The following is a 24,242-nucleotide window of genomic DNA, read 5'->3' on the forward strand; positions in this document are numbered from 1 at the left end:
CGTGGGCGTCGTCCTCGCCATCGCCGCCAAGGACCTGCGGCAGCGGCTGCGGGACCGGTCGGCCTGGGTGATCGTGTTCCTGGCCCCGGTCCTCATCTCCGCGCTGATGGCCCTGGCGTTCAACAACAACTCCGAGTTCCGCGCGAACATCGGCGTCGTCGACCTGGACCGCGGCCCGGCCGCCGCCGGGCTCACGCGGGTGCTGACGAGCCCGGAGCTCGAAGGCACCGTCCACGTGCGGTCCTACGACGACGAGAGCGCCGCCCGCCGGGCGGTGGACGCCGGCGGCGTGCATGCCGCGATCGTCGTGCCCAGGGGCTTCACCCAGGCCCTGCACGGTGGCACCGCCGCGCCCGTGAAGGTCCTGGACAGCGTCGACTTCGGGCTGCAGGCCCAGCTCGCCCGGGCGGTCACCGAGTCCTACGTCGCCCAGGTCAACGCCGACCGGCTGTCCGTCGCCACGGCCGTCGCCGCGGGTGCCCCGCAGCGGGACGTCCCGGAACTCGCCGCGAAGGCCGCCCTGCTGCGGCTGCCCGAAGAGGTGCGGGCTGAGGGACTGCCCGACGACGCGCTGAAGGTGATCAGCTACTTCGGGCCGAGCATGGGCATGTTCTTCGTGCTGTTCACGGTCGGCTTCGGCGCACGCGGCTACTTCATCGAGCAGCAGCAGGGCACCCTCGACCGGATCGCGGCGGCGCCTGTCGGGCGGGGCGCGCTGTTGCTCGGCAAGTCGGTGTCGACGTTCGTGTACAGCCTGGCCGGGCTCGCCACCGTCACGCTCGTGTCGTGGCTCGCGTTCGGGGCGAGCTGGGCGGACCCGCTCGGCGTGGCGGCCCTGAGCGTGGCGATGGCCGTGTGCGTGGTGTGTCTGACCGCACTGGTCATCGCGCTGGTACGGACCGAGCAGCAGGCTCAGGGGCTCGCCTCGATCCTCGTCTTCGCGCTGGTGCTGCTCGGCGGCAACTTCGTCTTCGCCTCCGGCAGCACGCCGCTGATCCGCCGCCTCGCCCTGTTCACGCCGAACGGCTGGGCCCTGCGCGGCTTCACCGACCTGGGCACCGGGGTACGCGGCTGGGCGGCGGTCGGCGCCCCGCTGCTGGGCATCGCCGCGTTCTCGGCGGCCGTGGCCCTGGTGACCGCTCTGCTCCTTCGGCTGAGGAGGACGGCATGACCGCACTCGCGGTGACCCGGGCGACGCTGACCCGCGTCCTGCGCGACCGCACCGCCCTGTTCTTCATGGTGCTGCTGCCGGTCGCCATCATCGTCGTCATCGGGGTGACCGTCAGCGGCTTCGACCAGTTCCGGATCGGCCTGGTCCCCGCCGCCCGCAGCGGCCCCGTGGCCCAGGAGCTGGTCTCGGAGCTCCGGAGCGCGCCCGGCCTGCGGACCCGTACGTACGAGTCCGCTGAGGACGCCCGTACCGCGCTGCGCCGCGCCGAACTGGACGCGGTCGTGCTGGTGCCGGCGGGTCTCGACGCCGATGTGCGGGCCGGACGCACCGTCGGCGTGCGGGTGTTGGTGGAACCGACCGGGAGCGCCGGGCACGGGGCCGTGTCCTCGGTGTCGGCGGTGGTGGCGGGGCACGGGGCGCGGCTTCAGGCCGCCGCCTTCGCCGGCGATCAGGCGGGCGGCACCTTCGACGAGAACCTCGCGCTCGCCCGCGGCGCCGAGCGGGCGTCCTCACCACTCGTCGTCCAGGCACAGACCGTCAACGGCGAAAGCGACTATCTGCCGCTCGGTTACAGCTACAGCACCCCGACCATGCTGGTGCTGTTCGTGTTCATCAACGCGCTGGCGGGTGGCGCGGCCATCGTGGCGACCCGCCGCACGGGCGTGTACGCGCGGGCACTGGCGGCGCCCGTCCCCGCCCGCACGCTCGTTCTCGGCGAGACGCTGGCCTACTTCCTGCTCGCCGTCCTGCAGTCCCTGCTGATCGTCGGGATCGGGGCGGTGGCCTTCGACGTCGCGTGGGGCGACCCGTTGGCCGCCGGTGTCCTGATCGCGGTGTGGGCGCTGGTGGGCACCGGGGCGGGGGTGCTGGCCGGGGCCCTGTTCCGCACGCCGGAGCAGGTGCACGCGATCGGTCCCGCCCTCGGAATCGGGATGGGCATGCTGGGCGGTTGCATGTGGCCGCTGGCGCTGGTGCCGGACTGGCTGCGCACCGCCGGGCACGCGGTGCCGCAGGCATGGGCCGTCGACGCGTGGACGACGCTGCTGTCCCGCGACGGGGACCTGCCCGCCATTCTGGGCGACCTCACCGTCCTGGCCGGCTTCGCCGTCGCGCTCGTCACGCTGGCTTCCCTGGCCCTGCGCCACAGGCTCGTGACGAGCCCCGGCAGTTGACCCCCGACCGGCCCGGAACCTCGGGCCGACCGGCCCCCGCGAGCGTCAACCGATTTGCGGTGTACTGGAGTTGAGGAACCGCCGGTTCCTCAACTCCGGAGAGGAGTCAGGGCATGACACCGACCCGCACACTGCGGCGCATCGCACTCGTCGGTGCGGTACTGGCCGTCGGCGCCACACTGCCGACGACCGCGACCGGCATCCGTACCCACCCCACGGCCAAGGTCTCGACCGTCAACGACCCCGTCCGCAGCGGGAGTCCGAGGTCGACGGTCGACCGGGTCGCCGACTTCTACGGCGCCTACATCGACGTGCTGGCCGACTCCGGCCGCGACAAGCTGGCCGAAGCGCTGCGCGGGCACTATCTCACCGCGCGGCTGCGCGAGGACCTGGCTCGCTGGGAGAAGGCGCACCACAAGGACGGCGTGCTGCGCGGCAAGGGTGTCCCGGCAGCCTGGAAGGTCGTCTACAACGACAGCGGGATGGGCCACTGCTGGACCAGGGTCACGCTCACCTGGGAGGACTCCGGCAACCGGGTCCACCACATGCGGCTGCTGGTCCGCTCCGACCTCGATACGCAGCTGATCTCCGGTATCCGGATCGCCTCGTGACGGCACACGGCCCCCGGGCGAAGGGGGCCGGTGGGCCGGGATTCAGTCCGGCAGGTCCAGTTGCCCCGTCTCCCCCGGCGCGAGACGCACCGCACGGTCCGGCAGCCTCACATCGATGGGGGTGGCGTCGGACGACGGCACCGAGATCTCCAGTCGGCCGCGCTCCAGGTGCAGCCGTACGCCCCAGTGGCCCTGGTAGCGGAGGTTGAAGCCGTACGAGGAGAGCTCCGGCAGCGGCACCGGGTCGAGCCACAAAGCCCCGCGCCGTGTCTCCAGGCCGGTCAGTCCGCGCTGGACCAGGTCGAGCGTGCCGGCCATGGCACCGAGGTGGATGCCCTCGCCGGTGGTGCCGCCCTGGATGTCGGCGATGTCGCCCTGGAGGGCCTCCTGGCAGTACTTCCAGGCCTCGGCCCGCCTCGCCCGGGCCAGCACCCAGCCGTGCACCAGGCCGCTGAGGGTGGAGCCGTGGCTGGTGCGGTGCAGGTAGTGGTCGACGGTACGGCGCCACGTCTCGTCGTCGAGCCGCAGCCCCAACCGGTCGAACAGGCCGTGCAGTTCGGCCGGCGAGAAGAGGTAGCCGAGCATCAGCACGTCGGCCTGCTTGGACGCCTGGTAGCGGTTGACGCTGTCCCCCTCGGCCTCCAGGATCCGGTCCAGGCGCCTGATGTCGCCGTAGCGCCCGCGGTAGCCGTCCCAGTCGAGCTCTTCGAGGTCGCCGTAGCCCTCGAACTGGCTGATGACTCCGGCATGGAAGGGCACGTGCAGGGTGCGCGAGACGTCCTCCCACAGCTCCAGCTCGCCCCCGTCCAGGCCGGTGCGCTCGACGAGTTCGCGGCGACGTGGTTCGGGCAGGGTGCGCAGCAGTTCCAGGGTGCGGGTGAGGACCCAGGCGGCGGTGACATTGGTGTAGGCGTTGTCGTCGAGGCCGGGTGTGCTCGCGTCGGGGTAGGCCTCGTGGTACTCGTCGGGGCCGACCACGCCCTTGATGCGGTGCCGGCCGAGACTGTCGTCGTAGACGGCGGAGTCGGCCCAGAAGCGGGCGATCTGGAGCAGCGTCTCGGCGCCCTTGGTGTGCAGGAACTCCGTGTCGCCGCTGGCCTGGCAGTACTGCCAGACGTTGTAGGCGACGGCCGAGCCGACGTGGTGCTGGAGCCGGGAGTGGTCGGGCAGCCAGCGCCCGGAGCGCGGGTTGAGGTGGAGCTGCTGGGTCTCCTCGCGTCCGTCGCTGCCGCTCTGCCAGGGGTACATCGCCCCCTTGCGGCCCGCCTCGCGCGCGGCCGTGCAGGCCTGTTCCAGGCGGCGGTGGCGGTAGCGCAGCAGGGCGCGGGAGACCTCGGGGAAGTGCAGGTTGAGGTAGGGCAGGACGAACAGCTCGTCCCAGAAGACATGGCCGCGATAGGCCTCGCCGTGCAGCCCGCGGGCGGGCACGCCGACGTCGAGGTCGGCGGTGTGCGGGGAGAGGGTCTGCAGGACGTGGAAGAGGTGCAGCCGCAGGATGCGGCCCGCCTCGCCCGCCACGTCCAGCGCGGCCCGGCGCCACAGCTGGTCCCAGGCGGTGAGGTGTGACTCCAGGAGGTCGTCGAAGCCCGGTGCCCGGCCCACCCGGTCGACCGCGGCGTAGAGGGGGTCACTGATCGCCGGGTCGCGGGAGGTGTGCAGGGCGACGGTCTTGTCGACGGTCGCGGGACGTCCGGGTTCCAGGTCGAGGCTCAACTCCTGGATCGCATACGGCGATGCGTGCCGTACGGTGACGTGCGCGTCGGCGGTCAGCCGGGCCGCCATGCCGATGCGGATGTCCGAGGTGCGGGTGCGGCAGCGCAGCCACACGGTGTCCGGATCGGCGGTGCCGGTGTGCACATGCGTGAGATGGCGGCCGTCGAGGTCGCGGTAGCGCGGCACGCCCGCGTTGGTGACACCCCCGTCGAGCGCCGCCTCGACCTCCAGCGGCCCGGCGAAGCCCTCGGCCGTGAACTCGGTGCGCAGGGCGGCCAGATGAGGGTCTGCCATGTGCACGACCCGCTGCTGACGCACCGTCAATACCCGTTCTCCACCCAGGTCGTAGCGGGTGCGCCGCTCCAGCATGCCGGAGGCCGTATGCAGGGTGAGCCGGTGGTCGAGCACCTTGGTGCTCTCCGGGGTCAGCCAGGGCCCGCCGGGGAGACGGAAGCGCAGCGGAAGCCAGTTGGGGACGTTGACCATGTCCTCGTTCTCGACGCTGCGGCCCGCCACCTCGGAGGTGAGCCGGTTGTAACAGCCGGCGACATAGGTGCCCGGGTAGTGCACGTCGTCGGCAGCGCACTCCGGCAGCGCGCCCCGGGTGGCGAAGTAGCCGTTGCCCAGCGTGCACAGCGACTCGCGGAGCCGCTCGTCGGCGGGCGCGTAGCCCTCGTACTCCCAGGTCCAGCCCGTCACTGCGTCTCCCCTGCCCCGACCAGTTCCGCGAGATCCCGTACGACGATGTCGGCACCGCTGTGCAGCAGCCGGTCACCCGAGTCCCCCGTGGCGGCGCGGTCCACACCGACCACCAGGGCGAATCCGCCGTTGCGGCCCGCCGACACACCGGCCAGGGCGTCCTCCACGACGGCGGCGCGAGCGGCGGGGACGCCGAGGCGTCGTACCGCCTCCAGGAACAGGTCGGGCCGGGGTTTGCCGGGCAGTCGGAGCCGCGCGGCCTCGCCGCCGTCCACGAGGACGTCGAAGAGGTCCGACACCCCGGCGTGGTCGAGCAGTTCACCGGCGTGACGGGACGCGGAGGCCGCCGCGACGGGCACCTGCGCACGGCGCAGGGCGCGCACCAGGCGGACCGTGCCCGGGTAGGCGTCGACGCCGTGCGCGCGCAGCCGCTCGGTGAACAGTCGCTCCTTGTCGGCGGCGACGGCCCGCACGGTGGCGTCCGAGGTGTCGAGGCCACGGGAGGCGAGGAAGGCGGCGGCGCCGTCGAGGCGGGACTTTCCGTCCACGTGGCGCAGATAGTCGTCGCGGACGTCGAACGGGCGCCGCAGGGCGGGGTCGTCGGGCGGGTGCGCGCGCAGGAAGGCGTCGAAGGCCGTCTTCCACGCCGCGGCGTGCACCCGGGCCGAGTCGGTGATCACGCCGTCGGTGTCGAAGACGACGGCCCGGATGTCATGCAGGGCGGGCGCGAGTTCCTCGCCGAGGTCCGCGCGGGTGCCGGGGCGGCGCACGGTCACACCTGCTGCGGGACGATGGCGACCGGGCAGTCCGCGTGGTGCAGCAGCGTGTGTCCGACGCGGCCCAGCTGGAGACCGAAGTGACCGGTCCTGCGGCGCGCCCCGATGATCACCAGATCCGCGGCGGCCGACCGGTTCAGCAGCACCTTGCGGGCCGGCCCTTCCACGGTGGCCCGGCGCACGGGGACTCCCGGATGGTCGGCGGCGGCGTCGTGGAGCACCGCGTCCAGCAGGGCGGAGGCCTGTTCGGAGTGCTCGTGGACGGTGTGTCCGGCCAGCAGCGGATGATCGGCCGTCTCGTGCTCGGGGCAGCGCCAGGCGCGCACGACGTCCAGGGTGCACCGGCGTGCCTCCGCCTCGCGGAAGGCGAAGCGGACGGCCTCGCCGGACGTGGCGGGTTCACCGGCGCCCAGGAGGATCCGCTCGTGGGTGCCCTCCCGGCCCGCGCGGTCGCCGCGGACGACGATCACCGGGCAGTGGGCGCGGGCCGCGACGGTCAGCCCGACCGAGCCGAGGAGCAGGCCCTGGAGCTCACCGCGGCCACGGTTGCCCGTGACCAGGGCGGAGGCGCCGTAGCCCTCGCGCAGCAGCGCATCGGCGGCCTCGTCGGCGATCACCTCGGTGGACACCTTGACCTCGGGGTTGCGCCGGCCGGCCCGTTCCGCCGCGCCGGCGACGATGTTGTCGGCCATCACCTGCTCCGACGGCCGGTCCGGGCTCGTCGACGGCAGGGCGCCCTCGTAGCGCTCCCACAGGGAGGCGTACACCAGGCGCAGCGGCAGGCCGTGCCGGGCCGCCTCGTCCGCGGCCCAGTCGACCGCCAGCAGACTCGATTCCGATCCGTCTACGCCCACGACCAGGGGCAGCTCCATGGCTTCCACCGCCTTGTGTCGGGCCGCACCGTTGCAGCGCGGAACTCCACTCTCACCGTCCCATGCGCGGGCGCACGACAGGAGGGGTGGATCGGCCCTGGCCGGGGCCGATCGGCCCCTGGGCCGGGCTCCGCCGGCCCGAGAAACTGAAGGTGAGAACCGGAGAGAGTGCTCTCCACCGTGGAGAAGGCTCGTCCGGGCAATCAAGGGGGACGGTCATGATTCCGCTCATCCTGATCGGCGCGGTCGTACTGGGCGCGGGCATGGTCTTCGGCTACAGCTCCGTCATCGTCGGCCTGGTGCTGATGCTCGCCGGCCTCATCGGCCTCACGGCCTTCATGTCCACGCCGGGCGCGGTCCGGCGTCCGGGCGATCGGGAAACGGTCGTCGAGCGGCGCTACATGGGCAACCACGACGATCACCGCAACTACCGCGCGTGACCACCCACGGCTCCATCCCCGTGGCGGCCCTGCCCGGACACGCAAAAGCCGAGGCCGCGTCCCTGACCGGCTCATAGACTGACCGTATGGACGACACCGAGACCTGGGAGACCGTCTGCAGGGTGTGCGGGTACGACGACGATGACGTCTTCTGGGCGGACGGCTGGCCGACGGCGGAGATCTGTTCCTGCTGCGGCAACGAGTCGGATGTCGGTGACGAAAGCGTCATGGGCCTGCGCACCTACCGCGGTTACTGGGTCGGGCAGGGCGCCCCGTGGCGCAGTCCGAGCGCGGAACGCCGGCACAAGAGCCGGGGCTGGGACCTGCTGAGCCAGCTGGCGAACATCCCCGAGCAGTGGCGTTGAGCCGGGCCGCGAGGGCCGAGGCGGGTGCGGCGCCCCGGTCGGTCAGCAGGAGACAGAGGTGCGGTGGTCCGTGGTGCCGGTACGCGGCGGGGTCGGCCGCGGTGCCGTCGGCGGGCGGTGGGTGCGGCGGTTGATACGGCGCAGCCACAGCTCGTCGAAGAGCGCGGCGAGCGCGAAGGTCAGGCCCATCGCCGCGAACAGCAACAGGGTGAACCTCTCCCAGAACTCCGGTGTCAGACTCGTACCCACTGTCCTCGCCCCCTCCTCGGTCGGCGTCGTTTCCCTCACGCCTCCAGCAAACTCCGTCACGACACCGGGCACATGAGCCGACCGGCCCGGACCCGGGGTCCGCGCGTCCCTTGCTCCCGGACGATGCGTGTCGAAAGGCCGATCGGCCCCTTGCGCCCGGTACCGCCCGGCCCCTGATCGGGGGTCGGTGGCCTCATGGTCCCCGCGCCGCAGGACGACGAGGATTCCTGGTACGCGCGGTGCCGGCGCAGCCGGAACATCGCGGGTGACGCTCCAGGAGGCGACGATCATGAAGCGGATACAAGAGGCCAGGCGCCCCCGGACTCCGCGTCGGCCGGAGCCGCAGGACCTGCGCACCCCTTCCGGGCGCCCCATGCCCTACTGAACGGCCCCCGGCAGGGTCAGCGGACGAGCACCCGCTCCCCCGACCGCGGTACGACCGCCGTCCAGCCCAGCATCCGGTCGATCCGGTCCCGCAGGGCGGTGGCCGCGTCCGGCTCCCCGTGCACCAGGTAGGTGGCGTGCGGGGCGGGAGCGTCCCGCAGCCAGTCGACGATCTGCCCGGCATCGGCGTGGGCCGAGAAATGCGGCAGGTTCGCGACCTGGGCCCGCACCGGAACGTACTCCCCGAACATCTTCAGCACCTGAGCGCCCTCGACGAGGTCCCGGGCCCGCGTGCCCTGCGCGGCGAAGCCGACCACGACGACCGCGTTGCGCGGGTCGGGCAGCAGCCGCCGCAGATGGTGCAGGACCCGCCCGCCGGTGGCCATGCCGGACGCGGAGACGATGACGGCCGGTCCGCCCGTGCGGCTGAGCTCGACGGACTCCTGGAGGGAGCGGACCGGGCGGAACGGCTCCGGGCCGAGCGCCGACGTGCCCGCCAGGATCACCTCGGGGCGGAGTTCGGGCGCCTTGGCGAGGACGGCGTCCCGGTAGACGTCGAGGGCGGCCAGGGCCATCGGGCTGTCGACGTAGACCGGTACGGCGGTCGGGAGCGCCCCGGCGCGTCGCAGCTCGGCGAGCTCGTGCAGGAGCACCTCGGTGCGGTCCAGGGCGAACGCCGGGATGACGACGGTTCCGCCGCGGGCGAGGGTGCGGCCCAGCACCTCGGCGAAGCGCGTCCGGCCCGCCTCCTCCTCGTGCCACCGGTTGCCGTAGGTGGACTCCATGAGCAGGACGTCCGCCCCGGAGAACGGCTCCGGCGGCAGCAGCAGCGGATGGCCGGGACGGCCGAGGTCGCCGCTGACGGCGAGGGTGTGCCCGTCCTCCAGGGTGAGGTGGGCCCAGGCCGAGCCGAGGATGTGCCCGGCGGGGTGCAGGGTCAGCCGGGTGCCGGGGGCGATGTCGACCGGGGTGTGCACGGGGACGGGGTCGATCAGCTTCAGGGTGCGGTCCACGTCCGAGTCGTCGTACAGGGGCTGGGCGGGGTGGTGCTTGGACCAGCCGTGCTCGTTGGCGTGGTGCGCGGCCTCCAGCTGGAGCTTGGCGCTGTCGCGCAGCACGATCTCCATCAGGCGTGCGGTGAACTCCGTCGTCACGATCCGGCCGCGGAAGCCGTGCCGGACCAGCCGCGGCAGGTAGCCGCAGTGGTCCAGGTGGGCGTGCGTGACGACCACCGACTCGATGTCGGCCCCGTCGCAGGGCAGCTCGCGCCAGTTGCGCCGGCGCAGGTCGGCCACGCCCTGGAAGAGGCCGCAGTCGACGAGGACCCGGGCGTGGTCGCTCTCGACGAGGAACTTGCTGCCGGTGACCGTGCCCACTCCGCCCAGGAACGTCAGCAGCGCCGGCCGCGAGCGCGTCGGGGTGGTCTCCTCCGGTCCTGGCACCACTGTGATCATGAGGTCGCTCTCCTTCGGGACTGGGCCGTTCGGCCCTGTTGACACTGCGAACGGTGTGGTCTGCTGAAGGCAGGAAAGGACCCGACGAAGACGCGGGGAAGCGGCCCTGAGCCGCGCACCGCGCAATCTGGATCCGCGAGAAGCGGATGGGTCCTTTCCGCTCTGTCGTGCTCGGGTCTCGCCCCCTCCCGCGGGTCCCTCGTGCTCAGGTCTCCTCCGCGAGATCCGGGTCGAGGACCGGCCGCCGCGGCGGGCCCATGAGCGCACTGTCCACGTCCACCACGCCCTCCACGGCCCGCGTGAGCCGTACGGCGATGGGGACGAGCCCGGTGTCCCAGACGCGGCCGGTCAGGGTGACGACGCCGTCGCGCACGTCCACCCTGACCGGTTCCAGCGGGTCGGGGAAGAGCGGCTCGACGACCTCGCGGCGCACTTCCTCCGCGAGGTCGGCGTCCGTGCGCAGAAAGACCTTGAGCAGGTCGGTGCGGCTGACGATGCCCGTCAGGACACCGGCGTCGTCGACGACCGGCAGATGCTTGACCTGGTGCCGTGCCATGATCCGGGCGGCCCGGGCGAGGCTCGCGTCCGCGCCGACGGTGATGGCGGGTGCCGTCATGAGCTCGCTCGCGGTGCGCGCCTGGGCCCGTGCGAGGGCTTCGGGACGGCGCCGGCGGACGTCCGCGTCGGGGTCGTGCGCACGGAACTCCTCCTTGGGCAGCAGGTCGGCCTCGGACACCACACCCACGACCCGGTGCCCGTCGTCGACCACGGGCAGCGCGCTGATCTGCCGGAGCCGCATGGCCTTCACGATGTCCTTGAACGTCACGGTGCTCCCGAGGGCGACGACGGTGCGGGTCATCACGTCGCTCACGAGGCTGGGGGTGCTGTGCATGGGGGCCTCCGGCGGAGCTCGGCCGTCGTCGCGGGGACGACGTCTGTCTCCAGACTGGGGCGAGCGACCGTCCGCGGGCTTGGGCCGACCGGCCCTCGTCAAGGGCCCCGACAGGGCAATCTCCCCGGCGTGGCCGCTCCGGCGCTGCCCACAGGGGCCGTTCGGCCCCCTGCCGGGCCGGGTCAGCCCCTGCCCGCACCGTGTCGGCCCGGCGAGGCTGGTGACGAAGGGATCCGCGCACCGGCGCGCGGCCACTGATGCGGGGAGGTGAGGTCCGTGCCTCGCCCCGTTGTCGTAGGACTGGACGGATCGCGCGAGAGTCTCGCCGCCGCCGACTGGGCGGCCCGGGAAGCACTGCGGCGCGGCCTGCCGTTGCGCCTGGTGCACGCGTGGGAGGGCGGGACGTCGGCCGGCGAGCCGGGGTTGCCCGAACTGGCGGCGCCCCGCTACTGGTCGCAGCGGATTCTCCGCGGTGGCCTGGACCGGCTCGGTGAGAGCTACCCGCAGGTGCAGCTCAGCGCCGATCAGGTGCCCAACTCGGCGCCCGAGGCCTTGGTGGCCGTGGCCGACGAGGCGGAGCTGCTGGTGCTGGGCAGCCGCGCGTTCAGCGGCTTCGGCGGTTTCATGGCCGGTTCGGTGGCACTGGCGACGGTGGCCCGGGCGACCCGGCCGGTGGTGCTCGTACGAGCCCATCAGCGCCCCGAGTCCGAGCACCTGCCGGACGCCGAGGGCCGGCCCTCGGTCGGCACGCCGTACCGCGAGGTGGTGGTCGGCGTCGATCCCGCGCACCGTTGTGAGGAGTTGCTCGCCTTCGCCTTCGAGAGCGCGATGCTGCGTGCCGCTCCGCTGCGGGCGGTGTACACCTGGCAGCTTCCGTTCCTGCCCGCCGCGGCCGAGGCCAAGGCCCGCAAGGCCGTGGGCGGAGCCGCGGAGCACGCTCTGCGGACGGTGCTGGAGCGGTGGCGGGAGAAGTTCCCCACCGTGGAGGTGCACGCGCTGGCGCTGGAAGGCCGTCCAGCCGTGCAGCTGACGCAGGCCGCCGGGGACGCCGGTCTGCTGGTCGTCGGCCGCAAGGCCCGGTCGGCCCGCATCGGTACGCACACCGGGCCCGTGGCGCACGCGGTCATGCACCACGTCCGCTGCCCGGTCGCTGTCGTGCCCCACACGTGAGTCACGGGGCGGCAGAGATCGTCCTTCCCGGTCCGGACAGCAGGAGGCCGGACCGGGAAGGGCCGCACCCACGGCGGCGGGGTCGGCACCGAGAGGATCGCACCCGGGGCAGCGCGGTCCACACCGAAAGGACCGCACCCGGAGACCCTCGGCCTCGCCCGAGGGACGTTCGGCCCCTCCGGAAACACCCCCGAGAGCACTACGACGGATCTCAGGCCCGTACATGAGGAGGGTGCCGTGTTCCAGGTACGTATCCACGGCCGGGGCGGCCAGGGGGCCGTCACGGCGGCGGAGTTGCTGTCGGTCGCGGCGTTCGTCGAGGGCCGCCACGCGCAGGCGTTCCCGAGTTTCGGATCGGAGCGGACGGGGGCGCCGGTCATGGCGTTCTGCCGGATCGACGACCGGCCGATCCGGGTGCGTGAGCCGGTCACCCGTCCTGACGCCCTGGTGATCCAGGACGCGACACTGCTGCACCAGGTGAACGTCTTCGAGGGGCTGCGCCCTGGCGGCCCGGTCCTGGTCAACTCCCCGCGCGGGGCCGAGGATCTGGGCCTGGAGACCCTGACCGGCCCGGTCCTCACCGTCCCCGCCACCGCGCTCGCCCTGCGCCACGTGGGCCGCCCGGTGCCGAGCGCGGTCCTGCTCGGCGGCCTGGCCGCGCTGACGGGCTGTGTGCGCGTCGAGTCGCTGGAGGCCGCGATCCGCGGCCGGTTCCCCGGCGTGCTGGGCACGAACAACGCGGCGGCCGCCCGAGAGGCCTACGACTACGTCGAGGTGCTGTGCAAGGAGCGCGCTCATGCTGAAGCAGACTGAGGGCTCGCGCGCGGTCGCCGAGACCGTCGCGTACTGCCGCCCGGAAGTGATCGCCGCCTACCCGATCTCCCCGCAGACCCACATCGTCGAGGAACTCAGCCGCCTGGTGAAGTCCGGTGCGCTGAAGCCGTGCGAGTACGTCAACGTCGAGTCGGAGTTCGCGGCGATGTCGCTGTGCATCGGCGCCTCGGCGGCCGGCGCCCGTACCTACACGGCGACGGCGAGCCAGGGCCTGCTGTACATGGTGGAGGCCCTCTACAACGCCGCGGGGCTCGGGCTGCCGATCGTGATGACGGTCGCCAACCGGGCGATCGGCGCGCCCATCAACATCTGGAACGACCACAGCGACTCCATGTCCCAGCGCGACTCCGGCTGGATTCAGCTCTATGCCCGCGACAACCAGGAGGCCGCCGATCTGCATCCGCAGGCCTTCCGGCTGGCGGAGGAGCTGTCGCTGCCGGTGATGGTGTGCATGGACGGCTTCGTGCTGACGCACGCCTGGGAGCGGATCGAGGTGCCGGAGCAGGCGCAGGTCGACGCGTTCCTGGCGCCGTACGAGCCCCGGCAGGTGCTCGACCCCGACGAGCCGGTGTCGATCGGCGCGATGGTCGGCCCGGAGGCGTTCACCGAGGTCAGGTATCTCGCGCACGCCAAGCAGATGCAGGCGCTGGAGGCGATCCCGGACATCGCGCGGGAGTTCCGGCAGGCGTTCGCGAGGGATTCCGGGGGCCTGATCCATCCGTACGCGTGCGAGTTCGCGGACACGATCGTCGTGGCCCTCGGCTCGGTGCTGGGCACGGTCTGCGACGTCGTCGACGAGATGCGCGCGGACGGGGTGCGGATCGGCGCGCTGGGGATCACCTCCTTCCGGCCGTTCCCGCTGGAGGCGGTACGGACCGTGCTCGGCCACGCCCGCCGGGTGGTGGTCCTGGAGCGCGCGCTCGCCGTCGGTGTCGGCGGGATCGTCTCGCAGAACGTGCGCACCGCGCTGTCCGGTATCCGGCTGGACGGACACACCGTGGTCGCCGGGCTGGGCGGGCGCCCGATCACCAAGGAGTCACTGCACCGGCTGTTCGCCGACGCGATCGCGGGGCGGCTCGGGCATCTGGAGTTCCTGGACCTCGACACCGGTCTGGTGGAGCGGGAGTTGGCGCGGATGGCGCAGTCCCGCAGGTCGGGGCCGTCGGCGGAGAACATCCTGCGCGATGTGGGGAGCAACCGATGAACGCCGCTCAGCAGGTGAAGTTCTACCAGGTGGGCAGTCTCGCCGCCGGAAACCGGCTGCTGGACCCGGAGTTGCGGTCCGACCAGGCCGACCCGGCCCGTTCCAACGCGCTCACCTGCGGCCACCGCGCCTGCCAGGGCTGCGGCGAGGCGCTGGGCGCCCGGTACGTCCTGGACGCGGCACAGCGGGCGAGCGGCGGCAAAGTGATCGCCGTCAACGCGACCGGCTGCCTGGAGGTGTTCTCGACGCCCTACCCGCAGACGTCCTGGCAACTGCCCTGGCTGCATTCCCTGTTCGGCAACGCCCCGGCCGTCGCCTCGGGTGTCGCGGCGGCGCTGCGCGCCAAGGGCCGCACGGACATCCGCGTGGTCGGGCAGGGCGGGGACGGCGGCACGGTCGACATCGGCCTGGGCTGTCTGTCCGGCATGTTCGAGCGCAACGACGATGTCCTGTACGTGTGTTACGACAACGAGGCGTACATGAACACCGGCGTGCAGCGCTCCGGGGCCACTCCCCCGACCGCGCGCACGGCGACCACCCAGGCGGTCGGCGAGGAGCCCGGCGCCCCCTTCGGCCAGGGCAAGAGCCTGCCGTTGATCGCGATGGCGCACGAGATCCCGTACGTCGCCACCGCCACCGTCGCGGGACTGCGCGACCTGGAGGCCAAGGTGCACCGGGCGATGGGCCTGCGCGGCGCCCGCTATCTGCACGTCCTGGTGCCCTGCCCGCTCGGCTGGGGCACGGCGTCCTGCGACACGGTCCGCATCGCGCGGCTGGCCGAACAGAGCGGTCTCTTCCCGGTCTTCGAGGCCGCCGGCGGTGAGGTCACCGAGGTGACGAAGATCCGGCGACGCGTCCCGGTCGAGGAGTACCTGCGCCCGCAGAAGCGGTACGCGCATCTGTTCACCCCGGAGGTTCGCACGGACGTCATCGCCCGCCTCCAGCGGGCGGCCGACCGCAATATCGCGCGCTTCGACCTGGCCGAGGAGGTCGTGTCGTGAAGGAGAAACCGTTCGCGATCACCCTGGACGTGGGCTCCAGTCTGGCCAACCGGACCGGCGCCTGGCGCTCCGAACGCCCCGAGTACGTCCACCGGTTGCCGCCGTGCAACGGGGCCTGCCCGGCCGGCGAGAACATCCAGCAGTGGCTGTTCCACGCGGAGAGCGGCGACTACGAGTCCGCGTGGCGGGAGTTGATGCGGGACAACCCGCTGCCCGCCGTGATGGGCCGGATCTGTTACCACCCCTGCGAGACGGCCTGCAACCGCGTCCAGGTCGACGACGCGGTCGGCATCAACGCCGTCGAACGCTTCCTGGGCGACGAGGCGATCCGGCACGGCTGGACGGTCGAGGCCCCGCCGGTCACCTCCGGCAAGCGCATCCTGGTCGTCGGCTCCGGTCCCGCCGGCCTGTCCGCCGCGTACCATCTGCGGCTGCTGGGCCACGAGGTGACGATCCGTGAGGCCCAGGACCGGCCCGGCGGCATGATGCGCTACGGCATCCCGCGCTACCGGCTGCCGCGCGAGGTGCTGGACGCGGAGATCGACCGCGTCCTGGCGCTCGGCGTCACCCTGGAGCTCGGTACCCGCGTGGAGGACGTCCTCGCGGCGCAGCGGGACGGCGGCTTCGACGCCGTGTTCCTGGCCGTGGGCGCCGGCATCGGCCGTCGCGCCTACATCCCGGCGGGCGACACCGCCCGCGTCCTCGACGCCGTGACGCTGCTGGGCGGCGTGGAGGGCGAAGGCCCGCCGCTGCTGGGCCGCAGGGTCGCCGTCTACGGCGGCGGCAACACGGCGATGGACGCGGCACGTACCGCCCGCAGGCTCGGCGCCACCGACGCCGTGGTGGTCTACCGGCGCACCCGTGACCGGATGCCGGCTCACGACGAGGAGGTGACGGAGGCCCTGGAGGAGGGCGTGCGGATGAAATGGCTGTCGACCATCAAGCACGCCGACGGCGGACGGATCACCATCGAGCGGATGGCGCTCGACGAGACCGGATTCCCGCAGCCCACCGGCGAGTTCGAGGAACTGGACGCCGACACGGTGGTGCTCGCCCTCGGCCAGGACTCCGACCTGTCCCTGGTGGAGGGCGTCCCGGAGCTCGCCGTGGACCACGGCACGGTCCAGGTCGCCGACGGGCTGATGACGGGCCGTCCGGGCATCTTCGCCGGAGGCGACATGGTGCCCGCCGAGCGCACCGCGACCGTGGCCGTGGGGCACGGCAAGAAGGCTGCACGGCACATCGACGCCTATCTGCGGGGCACCTCGTACCAGCCGGACCCGAAACACGCGCCGGCCGCCTTCGACCGGCTCAACACCTGGTACTACGCCGACGCCCCCGCCTCGGTGCGCCCGCGCCTCGAACTCGCCCGCCGCGTCTCCACGTTCGACGAGGTGGTGCAGGGGCTCGACGAGTCCACGGCGCTGTTCGAGGCGCGCCGCTGCATGTCGTGCGGGAACTGCTTCGAGTGCGACAACTGCTACGGCGTCTGCCCGGACAACGCGATCACGAAGCTGGGCCCGGGGAAGGGGTTCGCGATCGACCTGGACTACTGCAAGGGGTGCGGGCTGTGCGTGACCGAGTGCCCCTCCGGGTCCATGGAGATGGTTCCGGAGGAGTAGCGGTGGTGCGGACGGGAGTGCCTAGTCCTCGTCGCGGGGCACCGGCACCCGCCATTCCAGCCTGGTTCCCCCACCCTCCGGCGTGCGGATCTCGAACGCGCCGCCCAACTGGCGGGCCCGCTCGGCCATGTTCCCGAGGCCGCTGCGCCGCCCGCCGGGCGGGACACCCACCCCGTTGTCCGTGACCGTCAGCCGCACCATGCGCCCGTCGGTCTCCAGGGACACCTCGGCACGGTCGGCCTTGGCGTGCCGGGCGACGTTGGTCAGTGCCTCGGTCAGGACGGCAGCGACCTGGTCGGCGATCTCGCGCGGGACGTCGGTGTCGACGAGGCCGACCATGCGGACGCTGGGCGCGAAACCCAGCACGGTGGCGGCCTCGCCCGCCGCCCGGACGACACGGGCACGCAGGCCGGTGCCAGAGGCGCCGTCGCGGGCCCGCAGACCGAAGATGGTCGACCGGATGATCTTGATGGTCTCGTCGAGGTCGTCGACGGCCCGGACCACCCGCTCGGAGGCCTCCCGGTGGTCGATGAAGCGGCCCGCGCTCTGCAGGGTCATACCGGTGGCGAAGAGCCGCTGGATGGCCAGGTCGTGCAGGTCGCGGGCGATCCGGTCGCGGTCCTTCAGCAGGGCGATCTGCTCGGCGTCCTGGCGGCGCTCGGCCAGCTCCAGCGCGATCGCGGCCTGTGCGGCGAATCCGTGCAGAGGTTCGGTCTCCTTCTCGGAGAACACCGTACGGCCCGCCTCCCGCACCAGCAGCAGCACACCCCGCAGGCCCTCCCCCGCGCCGATGGGCACGGCCACGGCCGCGCCGAGACCGGCGAAGCGCGGCTCGGCGTTCGGCACCCGCTGATCGCGGGAGACGTCCGGGCTGGTCACCGGGGCGCCATCGGCGAAAGCCTGCCCGATCAGGCTGTCGTCCACGGGGAGGACGAGCCCGCGATGCGCCTCGGCGCCCGTCCCGACGGCCAGCTCCACCCGCAGTGAGTCGGTGCCCTCCAGGGGCATGGCGATCACGGCGAGGGCCGCGCCGGTGATCTCCCGGGCGCTCTCGGCGATCAGGGCGAGGGCCGTGCCGCGTTCGCTGCCGGACATCAGGCTCTGGGTGATGTCCGCGGTGGCCCGCAGCCAGCGCTCCCTGAGCCGGGACTCCTCGTAGAGCCGGGCGTTGTCGATGGCTACGCCCGCGGCGACGGCGAGCGTCGACAGGACCGACTCGTCCTCCTCGTCGAACTGCACCCCGCCCCGCTTCTCCGTCAGGTACAGATTGCCGAACACCTGGTCACGCACCCGGATCGGGACGCCGAGGAAGGTGTTCATCGGCGGATGGTGGGCCGGGAACCCGTAGGACGCGGGATGCCCGGAGATCTTCACCAGCCGCAGCGGCTCCGGATGGGTGATGAGCTCACCGAGGATGCCGTGGCCCTCCGGATACGGCCCGATCCGGGCGATCTGCTCCTCGTCCACACCGACCGTGTGGAAGGCCGACAAGCGCTTGCCGTCGGAGCCGATCACGCCCAGCGCCGCGTACCGCGCGTCCACCAGCACCGCCGCGGCCTCCACGATGCTGTGCAGGGCCTGTTCGAGGTCGAGTTCCCGGCCGACCGAGAGCACCGCCTCCAGGAGGCTGTGCACCCGGTCGCGCGTGCCTCGGGCCGCGTCCAGCCGGGCCTGCAGCTCTTCCAGCAACTCGTCGAGCTTGAGCTGCGGCAGCCGGACGCGGGCCTCCCCGGCCCGCTCATGGCTTCCCACCCGTGCTCCTCCACGTCTGCTCGGCACGTCCCGGGCGACCATCGCGGTCAAGTGCCACGGTAATGCTCCGGCGCGCAGAGCGATACGGGATCCGGCCAGGTGGAAGCGACCAGGAAGACTCCCGTCAGTCGCGGGGCAGGCGTGCGGCGACGTACTCGGTCAGGTCCAGGAGGCGGTTGGTGTACCCCCACTCGTTGTCGTACCAGCCGAACACCTTGACCAGCTCGCCGTGTGCCTGGGTGAGCGGCGCGTCCAGGACGCAGGAGGCGGGGTCGCCCACGATGTCCCGGGAGACGATCGGCGCGTCGGAGACCCGCAGCACGCCCTTCAGGGCCCCGTCGGCCGCCTCCCGGAACGCCGCGTTGACCTCGTCCGCGGTCACCGGCCGCTCCAGCACCACGGTCAGGTCGGTCAGCGAGCCGTCCTCCACCGGCACGCGCACGGCGATGCCGTCCAGGGTGCCCGCCAGTTCCGGCAGCACCAGGCCGACGGCGCGGGCGGCCCCGGTGCTGGTCGGGATGATGTTGACGGCGGCGCTGCGGCCGCGGCGCGGGTCCTTGTGCGGTCCGTCGAGGACGACCTGGTCGTTGGTGTAGCCGTGGATGGTCGTCATGAGTCCCTTGTCGATACCGAAGGACTCGTCCAGCACCTTCACCATGGGGGCCACGCAGTTGGTGGTGCAGGAGGCGTTGGAGACGACGTGGTCGCTCTCCGGGTCGTAGGTACCCTCGTTGACCCCCATCACGACGGTGGCGTCGACGCCCTTGCCCGGTACGGAGAGCAGCACCTTGCGGGCGCCCGACTTCAGGTGCAGGCCGGCGTCCTCGCGGGTGCGGAAGCGTCCGGTGGACTCGATGACGATGTCGACGCCCAGGTCGCCCCAGGCCAGCGCGGCCGGGTCCCGCTCGGCGGTCACCACGATCCGCCGGCCGTCCACCGTGAGGGAGTGCTCGTCGTGTTCGACGGTGCGGCCGATACGGCCGTACGTCGAGTCGTACGCCAGCAGGTGCGCCAGTGCCGCCGGGGAGGTGATGTCGTTGACCGCCACGACCTCCACGGGCGTGCCGGCCGCCCGCTCCGCGCGCTCCAGCACGAGGCGCAGGTAGTTGCGGCCGATACGGCCGAATCCGTTGATGCCCACGCGCACGCTCATGTCCGTCGTCCTCCCGATCGGTGTCCGCTGGTTGCGGTGCGCTGCCAGCCTCCGACCCGGCCGCCCGCGGCGGGAGGGGCCGTACGGGGACGAGGTCCGGGCCACCCGGCCCTGGGAGCGGGCGCCCGTGGGCGGGAGGGTGGAGCCGTGGCAAAAGATCAGAGGGAGATGGGGCACATGGCTTTCAGCGGCATCCAGGTGCGGGCGACGGGCGATGTCGACGCCGAGGCGCTCGGGTACGTGCGGGCGAAGGTCGTCGCGGCCTTCGAGCGGCCCGGGCTCCCGGACGTCAGTGGCGAGGTGCGGGTCGCCCACGCGACGGCACAGCACGTGGCGCAGCCCTGGTCGGCGGCGGCCGAGATCCGGGTGGGCGACGCCCTCGTCGTCGTACACGCCCAGGAGGCCAGCGCGACCGAGCTCGCCGACCGGTTGCAGGACCGGCTGCGTGGGCGCGCCGACCGTGTGGCCCATCGCGGCGACGAGGCGCGCAAGGCGGCGACGCCGCCGCCGTGGCGCGGGGGGCCGGGCACGGAGACCGACGCGGCTGAGTGACGGGGAAGAAGGGGTGGAGAAGGGGTGAGGCCGGATGGGCCTCACCCCTTCCACGTCGTGCGGACGGTCGTCAGGTCGTCGGCACCAGCACCACCGGGCAGTGCGATCGGTGCAGCAGGGTGTGGGCCACCGGGCCGAGCCGGGGACCGAGGTGACCGGCACGGCGGTGGACGCCGATGACGACGACGGCCGAGTCGCCCGTGGCCGCCAGCAAGGCATGCGCCGGTCCGGTGCGCACCGTGCGGGCCTCCACACCCACGCCGGGGTGCTGCTCCTCCAGCCGGGCCAGGCTGAAGCGGGGTACGGCTTCCTCGGCCCGGTCCTCGCGCTCGCGGCGCCGTTGCCCGGGGCTGGTGGCGGGGATCGGCGAGGGCAGCTCGGGTGTGATGTGCCGGTGGATGCGGGCGTGCACGACGCGCAGCCGGACGGCGCGTCGCTCCGCCTCGTCGAAGGCGTACGCGGCGGCCTCGGCGTCGGAGTCGTCCGCCAGGCCCAGCAGCACCTCCCGCTCGCCGTCGCACGGGTGGTCACCGCGTACGACGAGCAGCGGGCCCCGCACCCGTGCGGCCAGCCGCATGCTCACGGAACCGGCCATGAGGCCGCTGAGGCCGTTGTGATCGCGAGTGCCCACGACCGTGAGGGCCGCGCCCTCGCTTTCCTGCGCGAGCGCCCGCACGGGGCTGCCCGCGACGGCCCGGGACGTCACCGTCAGGCCCGGGTGGCGTTCACGTATGCGGGCGACGGCCGAGGCGAGGACCGGTCCGGCCTCGTCGCGGTCGGGCACGGCGTAGACGATCCGCAGCTCGGCACCGCGCCGCACCGCTTCGTCCGAGGCCCAGTCCAGCGCCCGTACGGCGATCAATGATCCGTCCGTTCCCACGACTACTTGCTGGGGGGTCATGTCCTCTCCTCCTCTGCTCTGTGGTCCCGATGCTGGTCCGCCCGCAGCGTCCCCGGCAGGGGCCACGCGCACCCGGTGGGGCGCCCGTTCGGCCCCCTTCGCAAGGCCATACGGGCCGGTGTCAGTCCGCCAGGGGGAGGCCGTAGAGCGTGCGGCCGCCGACGAGTGCGCGGCCGGTGACGAGGTCGGGCTCGATCCGGACGAAGACCTCCTCGGGCGAGGGCACCCAGGAGCGCGGACCGGTGCGGGTCAGACGGTCGTGCTCGGCCGGGTCCCTGACGACCGAGGCGGCGCCGGTGACGACGACGCTCCAGCCGGAGTGCGTGCCGGCGTCGACCTGGTCGGCCTCGAAGGCCACGACCGCGCCGTCGATGGCGCGCACCAGCTCCGACGCGGCCGCGGTGCGCAGCAGCACGGCGCCGTCGCCGTCCAGACAGAAGTTGACCGGCAGCACGGCGGGCAGGGCCTGGCGGGTGTGGACGATCCGGCCCACGGGCACCTCGGCCAGCAGCCGCAGGCATTCCTGCCGTTCGAGTTCGCGGAATCCGTCGTTGGGGTACATGGCCAGACCGTCTTTCGCCGGAAACGGCGGGCGTGCGCCGCACGTCGTCCATCCATGGTCGGCGAACGGGCATCGAGCGCGAAGGGCCGTCAGTCCCGGATGTTCCGGACAACGGCCCTGTCACTCGGCTGCCCGGCGCTCCTTGCTCAGCTGTTTGAGCAGGACCGCCTCCAGCAGGCTGGTGACCCGCAGCGGGGCCAGTCGCCGGGCCCGCCACAGGGTGGTCGTGCCGCGGCCGGGGAACGCCAGGATGCGCCGCCTGGCCAGGGCCCGCTCGGCGGCGCGCAGCACGACGTCGGGGTGGATGCCCGGTGCGTCGCTGATGAGGTCGGGGTGGTCGCGCTGCATCGCGGTGAGCATCGGTGTCTCCACGGCGGGCGGACAGACGCACACCACCCGCACGCCACTGTCGGCGCACTCCCGGGCGAGCACCTCGGCCATCGCGACGACGGCGGCCTTGGACGCGGAGTAGGCCCCCACCGATGTCATCGGCACCCATCCGGCGATGGACGCCACGAGGATCAGGGCGCCGCCACCGCCGGCGGCCATGCGGGGCACGACGGCTCGGGCCACCTGGACGCTGCCGAGGTAGTTGACGCGCACCAACTGCTCGATGTCGGCAAGGGGTTGGTCAAGGAGCCGCCCCACGCGGGCGATGCCGGCACTGTGGACGACACGCGTCGGTGTTCCTACTGCGGCCTCGACGTCCTCAACGGTTCGCTCCAGGGCATCGGCGTCCGCGACATCACAGACGAAGGTGTGCAGGCCTGTCCGCTGGGGCAGTTGGGCGAGGCGCCCGGCGTCGATGTCCACGGCCGCCACCGGATGGCCGCGGCGGGCGTAGGTGAGGGCCGCATGTCTGCCGATGCCGCTGGCGGCCCCCGTCACGAGAACGGTGTGCGCGGTGGTGCCGCCCTGCCTGCTTCCGGTCACGTCGACTCCCGGGGAATGGCTCGCGGGGGTTCGTAGGCGACATACCTCGGCCCCGCAGAAGAATCCTCGCCTGCGCCGCGGCGGTCAACGCCGCCAACACCACAGCGCGGAGACGAGGTTGAGCCGTTGGCGGCGGCTCGGGTGGGCCGGGCCGCCGCGTGGTGTTGTCACGACACTCCTGGCAGCCCGGGGCCCGTGCAGTGGACGTCCGTCGTCGGCACCGTCCCGTCGATCAAGTAGGCGGCCGCGGTCTGGTCCACGCAGGTGTTGCCGCGGCTGGCGAAGACGCCGTGCGAATAGTCGTCGTCGAGGGTGATCAGACGGGAGCCGGGCAGGAGGTGACGCAGTTGTCGGGCTCCCTCGATGGGGGTGACCGGGTCGTGCGCGGAGGCCACCAGGAGGAGGGGCGGGGCGTCAGGGCTGCCGAGCGGGGTGCGGTGGGCGGGGCGGTGGTGCCAGTAGGCGCAGGTGGACGCCTCCATGCCGGTCAGGACGGGATGGGGGTCCGCGCGCCGGGTCTCGTGGATGTCGGCCAGGATGCGCTGGGGGGTGGGGCCGGGGCCGTCCGCGCATTTGGTGAGGCGGTTGGCGGCCTCGTAGGTGCGTGAGTCGGGGCTGTCGAAGGCGGACGCGGGGCGGAGGGTGTCGACGGTGCCGTCCCGCAGGTAGGCGCCCAGGCCGTCGGCGAGGCCCGTCCAGCGTTCCGTGCGGCCGAGGGCCCGGTACACGGCACGGTCGAACGCCGCGGGGCCGAAGCCGGCGACCGGGTGGGCGGTGAGCCCGTCGCGGACGCGCAGGTAGGCCCGGCGGACGGCCGCCGCGTCGGCGCCGAGGGTGAAGCGGTCCGCGTGGGCGGCGGTCCAGGCGAAGAACGTGTCGCGCTGGCGCAGCAGCGCCCGGCTCTGGAGGACGTCGAAGTCGTACCAGTCCCAGGGACCGACGACGCTGTCGAGGACCATGCGGCCGGTGCGCTGCGGGAAGCGGGCGGCGTAGGCGGCGCCGAGGTAGCTGCCGTAGGAGACGCCGAGAAGGTTCGTCGCCGGTTCGCCGAGCGCGGCGCGTATCGCGTCCATGTCCTGGGCGATCTGTTCCGTCGAGAAGTACGGCAGCACGTGGCGTTCGCGCGCCGCGCAGTCGTCGGCCATGGCGCGCAGGGAGGCGAGGTAGGCCCGTTCCGCTGCCGGTCCGACGGGGACGGGGTCGGCGCCGGGGCTGTCGAAGAGGCCGCCCATGGGGCCGCAGTCGGCCGGGGCGCTCCGGCCGGTGCCGCGTGGGTCGAAGCCGATGACGTCGTACGAACGCCGCACGCTCTCGGGGAGTTTGGCGCGCTTGGTGACCGCGTAGGGCAGTCCGGAGCCGCCCGGGCCGCCGGGGTTGACCAGCAGGACGCCGCGGCGCTCGGCCGGGGTGCCGGAGGCGGGGACACGGGAGATCGCCACCTCGATCCGGGGTCCCCGGGGGTGGCTCCAGTCGAGCGGGACGCTGACGCGGGCGCATTCGACGCGGTCGGGGGCGGCGGGTTTCGGGACGGAGTCGGGGCAGGCGCCGAAGTGCGGGACCGGCGGACGGAGGGGGGCCGCGGGCTGGGCGGGGGCCGCGGGCAGCAGGGCGGCCGCGGCCGTGAGCGTGGCGAGCAGGGTGGTGCGACGGGACAAGGAGTTCTCCGGGCGGGGGGGGTGGCAGGGCCATGGGCAGCGGCACGGCCAGAGGCAGCGATGGGCCATGGATCGGTCCGGTAAGGGACTGGTAAATGAAAATGA

General features: G+C 72.9%; 23 protein-coding genes. 11 read left to right on the plus strand and 12 right to left on the minus strand.

Translation table 11 applies throughout. The annotated features are described in order from the left end of the window. Nucleotide 1 precedes the first annotated feature (1 nt). The 3 genes from EJC51_RS04750 to EJC51_RS04760 all read left to right on the plus strand — a co-directional run bounded on the left by EJC51_RS04750 (nucleotide 2) and on the right by EJC51_RS04760 (nucleotide 2,954). Complete coding sequence (locus EJC51_RS04750; RefSeq protein WP_126269845.1) at nucleotides 2-1,171, plus strand: ABC transporter permease; 1,170 nt, start codon at nucleotides 2-4, stop codon at nucleotides 1,169-1,171. Continuing rightward, nucleotides 1,168-2,343 carry an ABC transporter permease gene (locus tag EJC51_RS04755; RefSeq protein WP_126269846.1) on the plus strand — a complete coding sequence of 392 codons (1,176 nt, stop codon included), beginning with the start codon at nucleotides 1,168-1,170 and terminating at the stop codon, nucleotides 2,341-2,343. The genes EJC51_RS04750 and EJC51_RS04755 overlap by 4 nt, the downstream gene beginning before the upstream one ends. Nucleotides 2,344-2,456: 113 nt before the next feature. Then, on the plus strand, nucleotides 2,457-2,954 hold the full coding sequence (locus tag EJC51_RS04760; protein WP_244362493.1) for a hypothetical protein: 498 nt from the start codon (nucleotides 2,457-2,459) through the stop codon (nucleotides 2,952-2,954). 42 nt (nucleotides 2,955-2,996) lie between these two features. Here the strand turns inward: EJC51_RS04760 and EJC51_RS04765 are convergent, their stop codons facing one another. From EJC51_RS04765 to EJC51_RS04775, 3 genes are read right to left on the minus strand one after another with little or no spacing between them, the layout of a single operon-like run. Continuing rightward, nucleotides 2,997-5,366 (minus strand): glycoside hydrolase family 65 protein, encoded by a 2,370-nt coding sequence (locus EJC51_RS04765; RefSeq protein ID WP_126269847.1) that lies wholly within the window; start codon nucleotides 5,364-5,366, stop codon nucleotides 2,997-2,999. Further along, nucleotides 5,363-6,136 (minus strand): HAD family hydrolase, encoded by a 774-nt coding sequence (locus EJC51_RS04770; protein WP_126269848.1) that lies wholly within the window; start codon nucleotides 6,134-6,136, stop codon nucleotides 5,363-5,365. Before EJC51_RS04770 ends, EJC51_RS04765 begins: the two co-directional genes overlap by 4 nt. 2 nt (nucleotides 6,137-6,138) lie before the next feature. Continuing rightward, nucleotides 6,139-7,014, minus strand: coding sequence for a universal stress protein (locus EJC51_RS04775; protein ID WP_126269849.1), 876 nt, complete (start codon nucleotides 7,012-7,014; stop codon nucleotides 6,139-6,141). Between the two features lie 218 nt (nucleotides 7,015-7,232). Here EJC51_RS04775 and EJC51_RS04780 point away from each other — a divergent pair, with 218 nt between their 5' ends. Together EJC51_RS04780 and EJC51_RS04785 are read left to right on the plus strand one after the other, a co-directional pair. Next, nucleotides 7,233-7,454 carry a hypothetical protein gene (locus tag EJC51_RS04780; protein WP_126269850.1) on the plus strand — a complete coding sequence of 74 codons (222 nt, stop codon included), beginning with the start codon at nucleotides 7,233-7,235 and terminating at the stop codon, nucleotides 7,452-7,454. A gap of 86 nt (nucleotides 7,455-7,540) precedes the next feature. Continuing rightward, nucleotides 7,541-7,819, plus strand: coding sequence for a hypothetical protein (locus EJC51_RS04785; protein ID WP_126269851.1), 279 nt, complete (start codon nucleotides 7,541-7,543; stop codon nucleotides 7,817-7,819). A 42-nt stretch (nucleotides 7,820-7,861) separates the two neighbouring features. Here EJC51_RS04785 and EJC51_RS04790 read toward each other — a convergent pair whose 3' ends face one another. The 3 genes from EJC51_RS04790 to EJC51_RS04800 form a co-directional block, all read right to left on the minus strand. Further along, a complete protein-coding gene (locus EJC51_RS04790; protein ID WP_126269852.1) occupies nucleotides 7,862-8,068 on the minus strand; it encodes a hypothetical protein in 207 nt (68 codons plus the stop codon). Nucleotides 8,069-8,469: 401 nt separating this feature from the next. Further along, the gene (locus EJC51_RS04795; RefSeq protein ID WP_126269853.1) at nucleotides 8,470-9,906 is read right to left on the minus strand and encodes an MBL fold metallo-hydrolase RNA specificity domain-containing protein; all 1,437 of its coding nucleotides are present in this window, start codon (nucleotides 9,904-9,906) and stop codon (nucleotides 8,470-8,472) included. 205 nt (nucleotides 9,907-10,111) lie between these two features. Further along, entirely contained in the window at nucleotides 10,112-10,798 is a 687-nt protein-coding gene (locus EJC51_RS04800) for a CBS domain-containing protein (RefSeq protein ID WP_126269854.1), read from the minus strand. Nucleotides 10,799-11,074: 276 nt separating this feature from the next. On the opposite strand from EJC51_RS04800, the gene EJC51_RS04805 reads away from it, so the two are divergent. The 5 genes from EJC51_RS04805 to EJC51_RS04825 all read left to right on the plus strand — a co-directional run bounded on the left by EJC51_RS04805 (nucleotide 11,075) and on the right by EJC51_RS04825 (nucleotide 16,629). Beyond that, complete coding sequence (locus EJC51_RS04805) at nucleotides 11,075-11,968, plus strand: universal stress protein (RefSeq protein WP_126269855.1); 894 nt, start codon at nucleotides 11,075-11,077, stop codon at nucleotides 11,966-11,968. 237 nt (nucleotides 11,969-12,205) lie between these two features. Beyond that, a complete protein-coding gene (locus EJC51_RS04810; protein ID WP_126269856.1) occupies nucleotides 12,206-12,781 on the plus strand; it encodes a 2-oxoacid:acceptor oxidoreductase family protein in 576 nt (191 codons plus the stop codon). Further along, nucleotides 12,765-14,006 (plus strand): pyruvate ferredoxin oxidoreductase, encoded by a 1,242-nt coding sequence (gene porA, locus EJC51_RS04815; protein ID WP_126269857.1) that lies wholly within the window; start codon nucleotides 12,765-12,767, stop codon nucleotides 14,004-14,006. The genes EJC51_RS04810 and porA overlap by 17 nt, the downstream gene beginning before the upstream one ends. Continuing rightward, nucleotides 14,003-15,007, plus strand: coding sequence for a thiamine pyrophosphate-dependent enzyme (locus tag EJC51_RS04820; RefSeq protein ID WP_126269858.1), 1,005 nt, complete (start codon nucleotides 14,003-14,005; stop codon nucleotides 15,005-15,007). The genes porA and EJC51_RS04820 overlap by 4 nt, the downstream gene beginning before the upstream one ends. Beyond that, nucleotides 15,004-16,629 (plus strand): NAD(P)-binding protein, encoded by a 1,626-nt coding sequence (locus tag EJC51_RS04825; protein WP_126269859.1) that lies wholly within the window; start codon nucleotides 15,004-15,006, stop codon nucleotides 16,627-16,629. The genes EJC51_RS04820 and EJC51_RS04825 overlap by 4 nt, the downstream gene beginning before the upstream one ends. A gap of 21 nt (nucleotides 16,630-16,650) precedes the next feature. On the opposite strand, the gene EJC51_RS04830 is transcribed toward EJC51_RS04825, so the two are convergent. Both EJC51_RS04830 and gap read right to left on the minus strand, forming a co-directional pair. After that, nucleotides 16,651-18,381, minus strand: coding sequence for a sensor histidine kinase (locus EJC51_RS04830; protein WP_126269860.1), 1,731 nt, complete (start codon nucleotides 18,379-18,381; stop codon nucleotides 16,651-16,653). Between the two features lie 124 nt (nucleotides 18,382-18,505). After that, nucleotides 18,506-19,534 carry a type I glyceraldehyde-3-phosphate dehydrogenase gene (gap, locus tag EJC51_RS04835; protein WP_126269861.1) on the minus strand — a complete coding sequence of 343 codons (1,029 nt, stop codon included), beginning with the start codon at nucleotides 19,532-19,534 and terminating at the stop codon, nucleotides 18,506-18,508. 177 nt (nucleotides 19,535-19,711) lie between these two features. Here gap and EJC51_RS04840 point away from each other — a divergent pair, with 177 nt between their 5' ends. Next, nucleotides 19,712-20,086 (plus strand): hypothetical protein, encoded by a 375-nt coding sequence (locus tag EJC51_RS04840; protein WP_244362495.1) that lies wholly within the window; start codon nucleotides 19,712-19,714, stop codon nucleotides 20,084-20,086. A gap of 70 nt (nucleotides 20,087-20,156) precedes the next feature. Here the strand turns inward: EJC51_RS04840 and EJC51_RS04845 are convergent, their stop codons facing one another. The 4 genes from EJC51_RS04845 to EJC51_RS04860 form a co-directional block, all read right to left on the minus strand. After that, entirely contained in the window at nucleotides 20,157-20,987 is an 831-nt protein-coding gene (locus EJC51_RS04845) for a universal stress protein (protein WP_126269862.1), read from the minus strand. A gap of 121 nt (nucleotides 20,988-21,108) precedes the next feature. Next, on the minus strand, nucleotides 21,109-21,549 hold the full coding sequence (locus tag EJC51_RS04850; RefSeq protein WP_126269863.1) for a pyridoxamine 5'-phosphate oxidase family protein: 441 nt from the start codon (nucleotides 21,547-21,549) through the stop codon (nucleotides 21,109-21,111). A gap of 120 nt (nucleotides 21,550-21,669) precedes the next feature. Then, the gene (locus EJC51_RS04855; RefSeq protein ID WP_126269864.1) at nucleotides 21,670-22,482 is read right to left on the minus strand and encodes an SDR family NAD(P)-dependent oxidoreductase; all 813 of its coding nucleotides are present in this window, start codon (nucleotides 22,480-22,482) and stop codon (nucleotides 21,670-21,672) included. Between the two features lie 167 nt (nucleotides 22,483-22,649). Then, nucleotides 22,650-24,137 carry an alpha/beta hydrolase gene (locus tag EJC51_RS04860; protein WP_244362497.1) on the minus strand — a complete coding sequence of 496 codons (1,488 nt, stop codon included), beginning with the start codon at nucleotides 24,135-24,137 and terminating at the stop codon, nucleotides 22,650-22,652. Nucleotides 24,138-24,242 lie beyond the last annotated feature (105 nt).

The sequence above is a fragment of the Streptomyces aquilus genome (assembly GCF_003955715.1).
Classification (GTDB): domain Bacteria; phylum Actinomycetota; class Actinomycetes; order Streptomycetales; family Streptomycetaceae; genus Streptomyces; species Streptomyces aquilus.

Excerpts from the sequence above, each read along its gene's own strand:
- EJC51_RS04840 (WP_244362495.1), top strand. The coding sequence starts at position 19,712 with ATGGCTTTCAGCGGCATCCAGGTGCGGGCGACGGGCGATGTCGACGCC.
- porA (WP_126269857.1), top strand. The coding sequence starts at position 12,765 with ATGCTGAAGCAGACTGAGGGCTCGCGCGCGGTCGCCGAGACCGTCGCG.
- EJC51_RS04760 (WP_244362493.1), top strand. The coding sequence starts at position 2,457 with ATGACACCGACCCGCACACTGCGGCGCATCGCACTCGTCGGTGCGGTA.
- EJC51_RS04795 (WP_126269853.1), bottom strand. The coding sequence starts at position 9,906 with ATGATCACAGTGGTGCCAGGACCGGAGGAGACCACCCCGACGCGCTCG.
- EJC51_RS04820 (WP_126269858.1), top strand. The coding sequence starts at position 14,003 with ATGAACGCCGCTCAGCAGGTGAAGTTCTACCAGGTGGGCAGTCTCGCC.
- gap (WP_126269861.1), bottom strand. The coding sequence starts at position 19,534 with ATGAGCGTGCGCGTGGGCATCAACGGATTCGGCCGTATCGGCCGCAAC.
- EJC51_RS04755 (WP_126269846.1), top strand. The coding sequence starts at position 1,168 with ATGACCGCACTCGCGGTGACCCGGGCGACGCTGACCCGCGTCCTGCGC.
- EJC51_RS04850 (WP_126269863.1), bottom strand. The coding sequence starts at position 21,549 with ATGTACCCCAACGACGGATTCCGCGAACTCGAACGGCAGGAATGCCTG.
- EJC51_RS04775 (WP_126269849.1), bottom strand. The coding sequence starts at position 7,014 with ATGGAGCTGCCCCTGGTCGTGGGCGTAGACGGATCGGAATCGAGTCTG.
- EJC51_RS04785 (WP_126269851.1), top strand. The coding sequence starts at position 7,541 with ATGGACGACACCGAGACCTGGGAGACCGTCTGCAGGGTGTGCGGGTAC.
- EJC51_RS04780 (WP_126269850.1), top strand. The coding sequence starts at position 7,233 with ATGATTCCGCTCATCCTGATCGGCGCGGTCGTACTGGGCGCGGGCATG.
- EJC51_RS04845 (WP_126269862.1), bottom strand. The coding sequence starts at position 20,987 with ATGACCCCCCAGCAAGTAGTCGTGGGAACGGACGGATCATTGATCGCC.
- EJC51_RS04800 (WP_126269854.1), bottom strand. The coding sequence starts at position 10,798 with ATGCACAGCACCCCCAGCCTCGTGAGCGACGTGATGACCCGCACCGTC.